10 protein-coding genes and 1 tRNA gene are annotated in these 12,305 nt (G+C 68.0%); 7 read left to right on the top strand and 4 right to left on the bottom strand.

Features of this window, described 5'->3' with window-relative positions:
- The first annotated feature begins 524 nt into the window (after positions 1–524).
- Genes E1267_RS38560 through E1267_RS38545 form a run of 4 tightly spaced genes read left to right on the top strand, consistent with a single transcriptional unit; the run spans position 525 to position 4,542 of the window.
- Entirely contained in the window at positions 525–1,817 is a 1,293-nt protein-coding gene (locus tag E1267_RS38560) for a branched-chain amino acid ABC transporter permease (protein ID WP_246064531.1), read from the top strand.
- A gap of 16 nt (positions 1,818–1,833) precedes the next feature.
- Complete coding sequence (locus E1267_RS38555; protein ID WP_132340397.1) at positions 1,834–2,832, top strand: branched-chain amino acid ABC transporter permease; 999 nt, start codon at positions 1,834–1,836, stop codon at positions 2,830–2,832.
- 4 nt (positions 2,833–2,836) lie between these two features.
- Positions 2,837–3,760, top strand: a complete 924-nt coding sequence (locus E1267_RS38550) for an ABC transporter ATP-binding protein (protein WP_246064529.1) — start codon at positions 2,837–2,839, stop codon at positions 3,758–3,760.
- Positions 3,757–4,542: an ABC transporter ATP-binding protein gene (locus tag E1267_RS38545; protein ID WP_132340393.1), complete on the top strand. Its 786-nt coding sequence runs from the start codon at positions 3,757–3,759 to the stop codon at positions 4,540–4,542. The genes E1267_RS38550 and E1267_RS38545 overlap by 4 nt, the downstream gene beginning before the upstream one ends.
- A gap of 237 nt (positions 4,543–4,779) precedes the next feature.
- On the opposite strand, the gene E1267_RS38540 is transcribed toward E1267_RS38545, so the two are convergent.
- A complete protein-coding gene (locus tag E1267_RS38540) occupies positions 4,780–6,081 on the bottom strand; it encodes an ABC transporter substrate-binding protein (protein WP_132340391.1) in 1,302 nt (433 codons plus the stop codon).
- A gap of 188 nt (positions 6,082–6,269) precedes the next feature.
- Here E1267_RS38540 and E1267_RS38535 point away from each other — a divergent pair, with 188 nt between their 5' ends.
- Positions 6,270–7,106: a hypothetical protein gene (locus E1267_RS38535; RefSeq protein ID WP_132340389.1), complete on the top strand. Its 837-nt coding sequence runs from the start codon at positions 6,270–6,272 to the stop codon at positions 7,104–7,106.
- A 43-nt stretch (positions 7,107–7,149) separates the two neighbouring features.
- On the opposite strand, the gene E1267_RS38530 is transcribed toward E1267_RS38535, so the two are convergent.
- Together E1267_RS38530 and E1267_RS38525 are read right to left on the bottom strand one after the other, a co-directional pair.
- Positions 7,150–8,451: an ABC transporter substrate-binding protein gene (locus E1267_RS38530; protein WP_132340387.1), complete on the bottom strand. Its 1,302-nt coding sequence runs from the start codon at positions 8,449–8,451 to the stop codon at positions 7,150–7,152.
- 465 nt (positions 8,452–8,916) lie between these two features.
- Positions 8,917–9,561: an ANTAR domain-containing response regulator gene (locus E1267_RS38525; RefSeq protein WP_132340385.1), complete on the bottom strand. Its 645-nt coding sequence runs from the start codon at positions 9,559–9,561 to the stop codon at positions 8,917–8,919.
- A gap of 48 nt (positions 9,562–9,609) precedes the next feature.
- Between E1267_RS38525 and E1267_RS38520 the strand changes: the two genes are divergently transcribed.
- Positions 9,610–9,692 (top strand) — tRNA-Leu (locus E1267_RS38520).
- Positions 9,693–9,978: 286 nt separating this feature from the next.
- On the top strand, positions 9,979–10,731 hold the full coding sequence (locus E1267_RS38515) for a YbaB/EbfC family nucleoid-associated protein (RefSeq protein WP_132340383.1): 753 nt from the start codon (positions 9,979–9,981) through the stop codon (positions 10,729–10,731).
- Between the two features lie 70 nt (positions 10,732–10,801).
- Here E1267_RS38515 and E1267_RS38510 read toward each other — a convergent pair.
- Positions 10,802–12,305: LysM peptidoglycan-binding domain-containing protein (locus E1267_RS38510; protein ID WP_132340381.1), on the bottom strand; the 1,504-nt coding region annotated here is incomplete at its 5' end.

Raw genomic sequence — 12,305 nt, 5'->3', positions numbered from 1 at the left:
CCGCCGCCCACCGAGCGTCTCGGGCAGGTCGCGGTGCCACCCGCCCGCAATGAACAGGACGAACAGGCACAAACCTTCACCAGCCGAAACTGATCAGGAGGGACGGCCACCTCGTGAGTCATCGAGGCTGACACGAAGTTCACTTGCGCCCAGCCTTTGCGTACGCCCCCCGCGGGTCGCTACGGTTGTGCGAACAGCCCGCGGGGAGGCCCAGTAGAAAACGTGTACGGCCGGGGAAGCCTTACACGGCCCCAAAGGCCGCCCCGCGGGCTCGTCGACATCCGCAGCCGAGCGTTATCCGATGTTTTCCTAATGCGCCAGGCGTCTCCCTGATCCTGCCCCTGACCTGCTCGTTGGTTGCTCACATCAGTGACACGCACATGTCACTAATTGGTGACGAACGATACTGAAACGGGCGCACCCAGAATAGGCTCCCGCCATTGCATCCCAGTTGTGCCTGCGATGCGCGCGTGTCGAGATGGAGGGGCAACACCCCGCCTTGACCTATTTCCGAGGGAGCACCATTGCGCAGAGCCGTGATCGCGTTCACGGCCTTCCTGGGTGGACTCATCTTCCTGCTCGCCGGCCCCGCCCACGCGGGCCCGGCCGACTGCCAGGGCGTGAGGGGAACACTCAACTTCCAAGGCCAGCCAGTGAACGGCGCCAAAATCTCCGTGGCCACCGAGGACGGCAAGCCCGTCGCGGAGGCCACCACCGACGCTCAGGGCAGATGGGATGTCCAGGTCGAGGATCCAGGCAGGTACAAAGTTACCCTGGATCTCGGCAGCCTTCCGCAGAACGCCGAGGCGCGCGGCGGCACGAACGTCCGCACGCTGAGCGTCCATGAGGGCAACTGCTCCACCGCCCTGTTCCCCCTCCAGCCGAAAGGCGGTGAAGGCCAGGACCAGGGGCAGGAGAGCACCGACAACAGCGCGTTCTGGACCCGCGCCGCGCAGCTCACCTTCGAGGGCTTCAACCTCGGCCTGATCATCGCCCTGGCCGCGCTCGGCCTGTCGCTCATCTACGGCACGACCGGCCTGACCAACTTCGCCCACGGCGAGCTGGTCACCCTCGGCGCGATCCTCGCCTACGGGTTCAACGCGGGCATGGGCCTGAACCTCATCCCGGCCGCGGCCATCGCCGTCATCGTCGCCGGCCTGCTCGGCTATCTGCAGGACCGCTTCTTCTGGGGACAGTTGCGCAGGCGCGGCACCGGCATCATCGCCATGATGATCATCTCGATCGGCGTCGCGCTCTTCCTGCGCTACCTGTTCCTGATCGTCTTCGGCGGCCAGACCGAGGCGTACACGCAGTACAACGCGCAACCCGGCGTGCAGCTGGGGCCGATCTCGGCCGCGCCGAAGAACTTCGTCGCCATGGGCATCGAGCTGGTCGTGCTCGTCATCGTCGGCATCGCGCTGCTGCGCACGCGCACCGGCAAGGCGGCCCGCGCGGTGGCCGACAACCCGGCGCTCGCGTCGTCGTCCGGCATCAACGTCGACCGGGTCGTGCGCATCATCTGGACGATGGGCGGCGCCATCGCCGCGCTCGCGGGCATCATGCTCGGCCTCTCCCAGAACCTGAAATACACGATGGGCCAGGAGATGCTCCTGCTCATCTTCGCCGGCGTCACGCTCGGCGGTCTGGGCACCGCGTTCGGCGCGCTGATCGGGTCGCTGGTGGTCGGCCTGTTCATCCAGGTCTCGACGCTGTGGGTGCCTCCGGAGCTCAAGAGCGTCGGCGCGCTCGCCGTTCTCATCATCGTGCTCCTCGTCCGGCCGCAGGGCATCCTGGGCCGCCGCGAGCGGATCGGCTGATCGGGGGAGGATCAGAATGGACTGGATCACGATCATCAGCACCACCATCAAGGCCTCGGTGGGCGTCGAGACGGTGCTGTACGGCATCGCCGCCATCGGTCTCAACATCCACTTCGGCTACACCGGCCTGCTCAACTTCGGCCAGGCCGCGTTCATGGGCGTGGCCGGCTACGGCCTGGCGGTCACCGTCGTCGTCCTCGGCATGCCGTTCTGGGTCGGCGTCATCTTCGGCCTGATCGCGGCGGTGATCCTGGCGTTCCTGCTGGGCATACCGACGCTCCAGCTGCGCGCCGACTACCTCGCCATCGTCACCATCGCGGCGGCCGAGATCGTCCGGCTCGTCTTCCGCTCGGTGCAGTTCAAGGACGTCTTCGGCGGCTCCGACGGCCACCGCGGCTTCACCGACGGCTTCTACGCGCTCAACCCCTATCCCGCCGGAAACTACGGCTTCAACCTCGGCCCCGTCCCGCTGTTCTTCAACCACCGCACGATGTGGGTGATCACCGTCGGCTGGGTGCTCATCGCCCTGGCCTGCCTCATGGTGCATCTGCTGATGAAGAGCCCGTGGGGCCGCGTGCTCAAGGCCATCCGCGAGGACGAGGACGCCGTGCGCAGCCTCGGCAAGAGCGTCTTCTCCTACAAGATGCAGGCGCTGGTGCTGGGCGGAGTGATCGGCTGCATGGGCGGCTTCATCTACGGTCTGGGTTATGCCTCGGTGCAGCCTGACGTGTTCGGCACCGAGACGACGTTCTACATGTACACGATGGTCATCCTCGGCGGCGCGGCCCGCGTGCTCGGCCCGGTCATCGGCTCGATGGTGTTCTGGGTCCTGCTCGTCTTCATCTACGGTGTGCTCTCCGAGGCGGTCCGCGTTGGGTACATCACCTTCATGGACACCAACCAGGTCGGCGCCCTGCGCTGGATCCTGGTCGGCGCCGGCTTGATCCTGTTGCTTGTCTACCGGCCACAGGGCATCTTCGGTGACAAGAGGGAGATCGCAATCGATGCACGCTGAGACCATGAGCACCGACCGGAAGGCGGCCGCCCTTGCCGCCTTCAAAGACCTGGCCCGCGACCCCGGCGTGCCCAAGCCGGACCCCATCCTGGTGGTGGACGACGTCGTACGCCGCTTCGGCGGCCTCACGGCCGTCGACGTCGGCCACGTGGAGATCCAGCGCGGCTCCATCACGGCGCTGATCGGCCCCAACGGCGCCGGCAAGACCACGTTCTTCAACCAGCTGACCGGTTTCGACACGGCCGACTCCGGCACGTGGACGTTCAACGGGCGGTCCATGAACGGCGTGCCCGCCCACAAGGTGGCCCGGCGCGGCATGGTCCGCACGTTCCAGCTCACCAAGGCGCTCTCGCGCCTGACGGTGATGGAGAACATGCGGCTCGGCGCCCAGCAGCAGAAGGGCGAGAACTTCTGGCGCGCGCTCGTGCCACGCGTGTGGCGCGCCCAGGAGGACGAGATCACCGAGCGGGCCGAAGAACTGCTGGCCCGCTTCAAGCTCGACGCCAAGCGCGACGACTTCGCCGGATCGTTGTCCGGCGGCCAGCGCAAGCTGCTGGAGATGGCCCGCGCGCTCATGGTCAACCCCGAGCTGGTCATGCTCGACGAGCCCATGGCGGGCGTCAACCCGGCGCTGACCCAGTCGCTGCTCGGCCACGTCAAGGACCTGCGCGAGCAGGGCATGACGGTGCTGTTCGTCGAGCACGACATGGACATGGTCCGCGACATCAGCGACTGGGTGATCGTCATGGCCCAGGGCGCGGTCATCGCCGAGGGTCCGCCCGCGACGATCATGTCCGACGATCGCGTGATCGACGCCTACCTGGGCGCCCACCACGACGCGCCGCTGTCCGAGGGCGAGCTGGAGGAGCAGCTGCAGCAGGCCGAGGCCGCGCTGGAGGCCGAGATCGAGGAGGAGACGCAGAAGTGAACGCCGGCCCAGAGTCGAAGGCGGCCGTCACCGACCGCAGTGCGCACCTGGAGGGCGCCGAGGACGCCGTGCTCCGGTGCGACGAGCTGATCGCCGGCTACCTGCCGGGCGTCAACATCCTCAACGGCTCCGACCTCTACGTCAAGGACGGCGAGCTGATCGGCATCATCGGCCCCAACGGCGCCGGGAAGTCGACGCTGCTCAAGGCCGTGTTCGGGCTCGTCAACATCCGCAGCGGCACGGTGCTGCTCAAGGGCGAGAACATCACCAACATGAAGGCGCACACGCTGGTCGCCCGCGGGGTCGGCTACGTCCCCCAGACCAACAACGTCTTCCCCAGCCTCACCATCGAGGAGAACCTCGAGATGGGCGCCTTCCAGACACCGGGGAAGTTCAAGGAGCGCTTCGAGTTCGTGTCCGAGTTGTTCCCCGCGCTCAGGGAGCGGCGCAAGCAGCGCGCCGGCTCCCTGTCCGGCGGCGAGCGGCAGATGGTGGCGATGGCGAGGGCCCTGATGACCGAGCCCTCCGTGCTGCTGCTCGACGAGCCGTCCGCCGGGTTGTCGCCCAAGCTGCAGGACCTGGTGTTCATCCAGGCCCAGCAGATCAACAAGGCGGGCGTGACGGTCATCATGGTGGAGCAGAACGCGCGCCGCTGCCTGCAGATCTGCCACCGCGGCTATGTGCTCGACCAGGGCCGCAACGCCTACACCGGCACCGGGCGGCAGCTCGCCGACGACCCCAAGGTCATCGAGCTCTACCTCGGCACGCTGGCCAGAGCGTAGATCCGTCGTCAGGCGCGAACGGCGGAAGGGCTCCCGATGAGCCCTTCCGCCGTTTTTTCCATGACCGATGTGAATCGTTCGGTGACAGTCGCTCTGCTGCCCCCCGCCCTCCTCGCCGGCTGCCGGGGTGCAGGGCATCACGTGGGAGTTCCGGCGGCCGATTGCCCGGCTGCGCGTTACACGTCGAAGGGCCCGGTCTCGGACCGGGCCCTTCGACGTTCACGCGGGTGACCGGGGTCAGCCCTCGATGTTGCCGGTGCGGTACTCGAGCGCCTTGACCGGGTACTTGTTGTTGTCGCCGTACTCGTAGATGCCGATGGTGGCGACGGCCGGGTCACCGGCGTCGTCGAACTCGACCGGGCCGCTGATGCCGTCGTAGTCGATGTCCTTGCCGGCCTTCAGCAGGTCGACGCACTCCTTGAAGTTCTTGCACTTCTCGCCGCCCTTGCTCACCTCGGCCAGCTTGGCCGCGATGTCGGCGCCCGCGTCGCTCTTGGCGGCCTCGGCGGCCAGCGCGATCAGGTTGGCCGCGTCATAGGACTCGGGAGCGTAGGTGAAGTCCTCGAGCTTGGGGTCGACCTCGAGGAGGTTCTTCCTGAAGGTGTCGGGAGCCGAGGCGCCGGGGTAGGTGCCCTTGACGCCCTTGAGCGTGCCCTTGGGCATCTCCACGTAGTTGGTGTTCGACATGTTGCCGTCCACCATGTACCACTTGTGCTTGCTGGCCGGCATGCCCTGCTTCACCAGCTCGCCGATGACCTTTGCGGTCTCCTCGAAGCCGATCAGGACGATGCCCTTCGGGTTCTTCGCCTTGATCTTGGCGATGTCGGCGGAGAAGTCAGGGGCCTTGGGGTCATAGTCGACCCGCTCGACCACCTGGGCACCGGCCTCGGTGGCGACCTTCTCCACCTGGTCGGCCAGGCCGGTGCCGTACGAGTCCTGCATCGCCATGATGGCGAGCGTGTCGTTGCCGTCGGACACCACGAGGTCGCCCAGCACGCGCCCCTGCAGCTTGTCGGGCGGCGCGGTGCGGAAGTAGAGGCCGTTGTCCTTGATCGTGGTGAACTTGTCGGAGGTGTTGGCGGGCGAGAAGTGCACCACACCGGCGCCCGTGATCTTGTCGATCACCGACTCCGACACCGACGACGACGCGGCGCCGATGATGGCGTCGGCCTTCTGCGCCAGCAGCTTGTCCACCGACTGCGACGCGATGTTGGTCGTCGTGTCGCCCGAGTCGGTGTCGAACTTCTCAACGGGCTTGCCGAGCACTCCCCCGGCCTCGTTGATCTCCTTGAGCGCGAGGTCGACGCCCGCGAACTCGGGCGGGCCGAGGAACGCCAGCGAACCGGTCTGAGGCAGCAGCGTGCCGAGCGTGAGTGTGCCGTCACCCTTCGCCGCGGCCGGTGCCGAGGAGGATGTGGCAGGCGCGGCACTTTCGGAAGTTTGCGCGGCCGTGTCGCCGCCACCACCGCAGGCTGTCAGGGCCAGGCTGGTGGCAGCCGCGACAGCCAGCGCCCGTCCCACGGGAGCAATGCGGATCATGAAGTGTCTCCTTCATTTCAGGCCGGGGATCCGTCAGCACCGCCGAACGTTCCCGATCGAATGACGGAAACGTACAAAACTCCCGCATGCTCCAACTAGATGCCGTGAGGAACTGTCGGCACTTGGATGCGGAGTCGTAATCACTCCTCAACTTACGGACCTGCGGAAGCAGCTTTAATCTGCGTCAGGTGAAGCGTGTTACCACATTACTGGCCGTGGTGGCCCTTGTCGCCGGTTGTGGCTCCTCGGAGCCGCCGGCCCCTTCGGGCCCGCCCGACGGCGTCTCCGTCACGCTCGGGCAATGGCGTTCCGACGAGCCGGCACACCGGCTCCAGGTGGCCGTGCGCAACACCCGGGGCACCCCGGTCTATTTCGCCGACGTCCAGCTGGTGACGCCGTCGTTCCGTACGGTGCCCGCTAGCAGGGCCGACGCGGCCATCGGCAGAACCGGGCGCACCGACCTGCCCATCCCGTACGGCGCCGCGAACTGCTCCCCCGGCGGCCTGCCCGAGGTGCGGCCCGCCACCGTCGTGGCCCACCTCCGCGTCGGCTCGGAACCGCTGCGCGAGGTCGCTTTCGACCTCCCCCACCCCGACCCGCTGCTCGCCAGGCTGCTGCGCGACGAGTGCTCGGAGTTCCTCATCCAACAGGCCGTGAGCATCGCGTTCGGCCACGAGTGGACGGAGTCCGGCAAGATCATGCGCGGCGCGCTGATCGTCACCCGGCGCGGCGCCGGAGCGGTGAGGCTGGCCGCCATGGGCGGCACGACGCACTACAACGTCGCCTACGACGGCCGCTCCCCCGGCCTGCTGCCGGCCGCCGAGGAGCGCCTGGAGATCCCGGTCGAGCTCACCCCCGCCCGCTGCGACGGCCACGCGTTCGGCGAGGCCAAAAAGGCCTTCCAGTTCCCCGTACGGGCGAGCATCGACGGGGGCGAGGAACGCGTCATCGTCGTGGCGCCGCCCAAGCCGCTGCAGGACCGCCTGATCGGCTACGCCTCCAGGGCGTGCGGCTTCGGCCGCTGAGCGACCCGCCGCTCGCGGGACCGCTCAGCGGCCGGACCCGAGGTCAGCCCTCGGTGTTGCCGGTGCGGTACTCCAGCGCCTTGGTGTCGTAGGTGTTGTTGTCGCCGTACTGGTAGATGCCGATCGTGGCGACGGCCGGGTCACCGGCGTCGTCGAACTCGACCGGGCCGCTGATGCCCTCGTAGTCGATGTCCTCGCCCTCCTTGAGCAGGGCCGCGCACTCCTTGAAGGTCTTGCACTTCTCGCCGCCCTTGCTGACCTCGGCCAGCTTGGACGCGATCGACGCGCCGGAGTCGTCCTTCGCCGCCTCGGCGGCCAGCGCGATCAGGTTCGCCGCGTCGTACGACTCCGCCGAGTACGTGAAGTCGTCGAGCTCGGGGTTGAGCTTCTTGAGCTTCTTCCTGAAGTCGTCGGGAGCCTCCGCGCCCGGGATGGTGCCCTTGACGCCCGTGAGCGTGCCCTTGGGCATCTTCACGTAGTTGGTGTTCGACATGTTGCCGTCCACCATGTACCACTTGACCTTGTCGGCCGACAGTCCCTGCTTGACCAGCTCCGCGATGACCTTGGCGCCCTCCTCGAAGCCGATCAGCACGACCGCCTTCGGGTTCTTCGCCTTGATCCGTGCCACGTCGGCGGAGAACTCCGGCGCCTTCGGGTCGTAGTCGACCCGCTCCGCGATGCTCGCCCCGGCCTCCTCGGCGGTCTTGGTGACCTGGTCGGCCAGGCCCGAGCCGTACGAGTCCTGCATCGCGAGGATGCCGATGGTGTCGTTGCCGTCGGCGGCGATCAGGTCGCCCAGCACGCGGCCCTGCAGCTTGTCCGGCGGCGCGGTGCGGAAGTAGAGGCCCTGGTCCTTGATCGTGGTGAACTTGTCGGAGGTGTTGGCCGGCGAGAACTGCACCACGCCGGCGCCCGTCACCTTGTCGATGATCGACTCCGACACCGACGACGACGCCGCTCCCACGATCGCGTCCACCTTCTGCGCCAGCAGCTTGTCCACCGACTGCGACGCGATGTTGGTCGTCGTGTCACCCGAGTCGGTGTGGACGGCCTTGACCGGCTCGCCGAGCACGCCCCCGGCGTCGTTGATCTCCTTGACGGCCTGGTCGACGCCGGCGAACTCGGGCGGGCCGAGGAACGCCAGCGAACCGGTCTGCGGCAGCACCGTGCCGAGGGTCAGCGTGCCGTCGCCCTTCGCCGCGGGAGCGGAGGACGCGGCGGACGACGACGCCGGCTCGGACTGCTGCGCCGACGTGCCGTCGCCACCGCCGCCGCAGGCCGTGAGGGCCAGGCTCGCCGCGGCCGCGACGGCCAGCAGGCGTCCCGCTGGAGCAATGCGGATCATATAAAAGACTCCCCCAATCTCAGCGAAGGAACGTCCCCTTCGCCGGGTTCTCCAAGCTCAGGATGCCTCTCGGATGGGACGGCCGGGGGTTGTTGCTCGGCTTTTATGCTGATTCGTAATGTCCTAAATACCCACTGTAATGGGACGTTTCACCACAGTTACTGACAGTTCACACGAGGAACATCCCGGAGACGAAATATCAGGATCAGGGCCGTAATGGTGGGAAAGCTGGGACGTAAGGGATTACTCGCGAGCGCCCGCAATCACGACCGCGCCCGCCGGGGCCCTTCCCCCGCGCCACGACCGCCACACCACCCGAGCCGACACCCAGGCCACCGTGCACCGCGCCGCCGGCGACAGGCCGGAGCGCTTGGGCGGGCGGAGCCGGTGACCGCGATGCGGAACGCCGGTGGTGTCGTGGCCGGCAGCGGTCCGGCGGACCGTTTCGCGCCAGGCGCGGGCGCCTCAGCCCCGATCGGCCGCGTCGTCGATAACGATCTGAGCAACCTCGCGCATGCTCAGCCGCCGGTCCATCGACGCCTTCTGGATCCACCTGAACGCCTGGGGCTCGCTCCAGCCGTGCTGCGTCATGAGCTGCCCCTTGGCGCGCTCGACCAGCTTCCTCGTCTCCAGCCGCTCCGACAGGTTCGACACCTCGGCGGCCAGCGCCACCATCTCCTCGTGCCTGCTGACCGCCATCTCGATGGCCGGCACCAGGTCGGCCTTCGTGAACGGCTTGACCAGGTAGGCCATCGCCCCCGCGTCCCTGGCTCGTTCGACCAGGTCACGCTGGGAGAACGCGGTCAGGATGAGGCAGGGGGCGATGCGTTCGCCGACGATGCGCTCGGCCGCGGAGATGCCGTCGAGCACGGGCATCTTGACGTCGAGAATGACGAGATCGGGTCTCAGCTCGGCGGCCAGCCGGATCGCCTGCTCGCCGTCGCCGGCCTCCCCCACGACGACGTAGCCGTCCTCCTGGAGCATCTCCTTGAGGTCAAGGCGGATCAGGGCCTCGTCTTCCGCGATCACTACTCGCCGCTGCGTACTCACGAGCGCAAGAGTACAGATGTCCGGTAGATTAGATCCACGCTGGCACCCGTCGCTGATCATTTTCGGCGGCGGAGTACAGTGCTGATCCGGACAAGTCCGGAAAAATCAGCCGGAATGATGGAATGGCAGACATGGACGCCTCAAAAGCGTCTGCTCGAAAGGGCGTGCGGGTTCGAATCCCGCTTCCGGCACCTCTGCCCCACCCACGTGCCGTACGCGCCGGTCACCGTGCTGACCGCGCACAGGCACCCGTCGCGCCATCAAGTCTCCGCCGCGTGCGGAGCCGTCCTCGCCGTCATGGGCCGTGAGTTCGGGGCGTGCCCGCCTGCCGGGTGACGCCCGGGCGCGAGGGCGCCGAGTGGCTCGACCGCCGGAGCCGGCCTCATCCGGGCTGTTGGGGGCCCAGCGCAGACCCACGGCCTGCCGGATGTCCTAAACTGGCGCGCTGAAAGGGACGCGTGATCATTGGAGTGCCGCATGGCTACGCCCTCCGGACGAGATGACGATCGCGAGATCTTGGCTGCGATCAACAGCAAGGTCGAGCAGATGGTGCGGGAGTCCTTGGCGGCGCGGGATCGCGATCGCGAGGTCGGCGGTGTCGGCCGGAGCGACGACGGGATGATCAAAGCCAAGGCCGACGCCGACGGCGCGATCGTCTCGCTCACGCTCGATCCGCGCGTGATGCGGCGTGACGCGGTTCGTCTCGCCGAGGATGTGGTCGCGGTGCTCGACGCGGCGCATCAGGACGCGCGGCGGCAGGCGCGGGACGTGCTCGACGGCGCCGGGCTCGCCTCGATCACGTCGGACCCGCTCGGCGAGAGCCTTGCGTCCGACCGGGACGGGCGGGCGGTGAGCGGCGTACTCCGCCGCCTGCTGGAGATGTCCGGCGCGGAAGACGACGAGTACGAGGACGAGCGCCGCGTGCCCGACTTCCTGGAGAAGGAGTACGACGAGCTGCAGAGCCTGGTCGGCACGGGTACGAACGCGTCCGGGCACGTCACGGCGACCGCGGACGCGCACGGACGCGTACGCGAGCTCGGCATCGGTCCCCGTGCCATGCGGCTGGACAGTCACGTGCTGGCGGAGGAGATTCTGGCGGCCGTGCGCGACGCGCGGCGCGCGGTCGTCGCCAAGGCGGAGGAGCAGGTGTTCGGCGCCTTCCCCGAGCTCGGCCGCGGAGCGGGCGACGACGTCCCGCGCCCGGAACGTTCCCGGGGCAGGCGCCGGTGACCCGGGACGGCGCCGCACGTGCCCGCCGGTGACCTCGTAGGGCGCCTCGTGTGAGGCGCCCTACGGGTCCCTAGGAGGCCTTCTGCTTGTCGAGTTCCGGGATCACCAGTTGCTGCCCGGGTGACAGGTTGCCCTGGTTGATGCCGTCGAGCTGCCAGTTGGCCTGCTGGAGGAGCGACGCGTACTGCGGGTCGCCGTATTCGCGCTGGGCGATCGCCCACAGCGTGTCGCCGGACTGCACCGTATGCGTGGTGGCGCCGACCGGTGGCCTGGCGGCGGAGCGGGAGGATTCGCCGCTGGAGTTGTTCTCCCAGTTCCGGTAGTCGGGGACCGTCAGGTCGACGGGCTCGCTCTGGCCGCGGGGCACCAGGGCGTAGTTGATCGTTCCAGGGAAGAGGCCGAGGATGCGGCCCTTCCAGAAGGGGTTCAGGTTGAGGAAGGTGTTGATCGGCGCGATCTGCCTGGCCCGATAGGTGAGGCTGTTCTTCGGGAGCCAGATCTTCGAGCCGTCGCTGAGCTTCATCTGGGCAAGATGGTTGCCGGGCAGAACACGTCCGTAGCGGACGTTGGTGGCCGACATCGCACGGCTCGGGTCGACGGGCCAGAGTTTCTTGAGTCCCCACTTGTCCGCGTTGCGCCAGGCGAGGTGCTTGAGGCCGGTCGCGTCACGGAGCAGTCCGTAGTATCCGGCGCCGAAGACCGCACTGACGCCGCCGACGATGACGCCGTCCTTGAGCGCGGCGCCGAAGCTCTTGTTCTCGAACATCATGCTGAGTGCGGTGGCGGCGCCGGCGTTGATGCCGAGTTCGAGCGCCATGTTGAACCCGAGAGGGTGTGCCTGCGCGAACCTGGTGACCGAGCCGAGCCTCTTCATGAGGGAGAAGGCGCCGCCGAGGCCGAGGAGGAAGGACAGGGTGCCCAGCATGCCAGGGGAGACCGAGAAGGGATCTTCGACGCCCCGGCCGGCGTTCGCCAGCGAGGAGTTGACGTAGTTGGCGCCGACGACGCCGATCCCGTTCTTCATGAACCCGCTCAGCACCGAGCCGCGTCCGGCCACGCTGGTTCCGAACCCCTTGCCGAGCTGCTTGAGCCTGGCGCGCAGGAGTTTGATCACCAGCAGGGCGCGCTGCCTGAGGGTGTGGGCCATCCTCACGAGGAAGGCGCGTACCGCGGGGTTGAGGATCGCCGCTCCGGCCATGATCACGCCGATCGCGGCCAGCGTCTGCAGGGTGCGCTTGACGAGGTGCTTGGACCTCTGGGTCTCCTCGACGGCGTTGCCGAGGATCTCGGCGGAGTGCTCGGAGCGCGCGGCCCACTCCGCCAAGGTCTGGGCCTCGTGCCGGCCGCCGGCCGGGTTGACGTGTTCCCTCCAGGCCGCATGGTAGGTCTGGGCGGCATCTCCGCCCCAGCGTGCCTTCTCGACCTCGTCCTCGACCGCGTCGATGTCGGGCTGCAGTTGCCGGAGCCGGTGGGCGGTCTCCTCGCACGCCCGCTGCATCTCCAAGAGCTTGCGTTCGTAGTCGTCGCCGAGGCCCAGCAGGTCGAGGGTGGCGTTGAACGTCACGGACAGGGTG

The organism is Nonomuraea longispora (assembly GCF_004348345.1).
Taxonomy (GTDB): Bacteria; Actinomycetota; Actinomycetes; order Streptosporangiales; family Streptosporangiaceae; genus Nonomuraea; species Nonomuraea longispora.
The sequence above is the reverse complement of the archived record's forward strand: the minus strand, read 5'-3'. Positions and strand labels throughout refer to the sequence as shown.

Coding starts and splice junctions, on each gene's coding strand:
- E1267_RS38525 (WP_132340385.1), bottom strand. CDS start 9,561: ATGATCAGCGACGGGTGCCAGCGTGGATCTAATCTACCGGACATCTGT.
- E1267_RS38515 (WP_132340383.1), top strand. CDS start 9,979: ATGGCTACGCCCTCCGGACGAGATGACGATCGCGAGATCTTGGCTGCG.
- E1267_RS38530 (WP_132340387.1), bottom strand. CDS start 8,451: ATGATCCGCATTGCTCCAGCGGGACGCCTGCTGGCCGTCGCGGCCGCG.
- E1267_RS38540 (WP_132340391.1), bottom strand. CDS start 6,081: ATGATCCGCATTGCTCCCGTGGGACGGGCGCTGGCTGTCGCGGCTGCC.
- E1267_RS38550 (WP_246064529.1), top strand. CDS start 2,837: ATGAGCACCGACCGGAAGGCGGCCGCCCTTGCCGCCTTCAAAGACCTG.
- E1267_RS38555 (WP_132340397.1), top strand. CDS start 1,834: ATGGACTGGATCACGATCATCAGCACCACCATCAAGGCCTCGGTGGGC.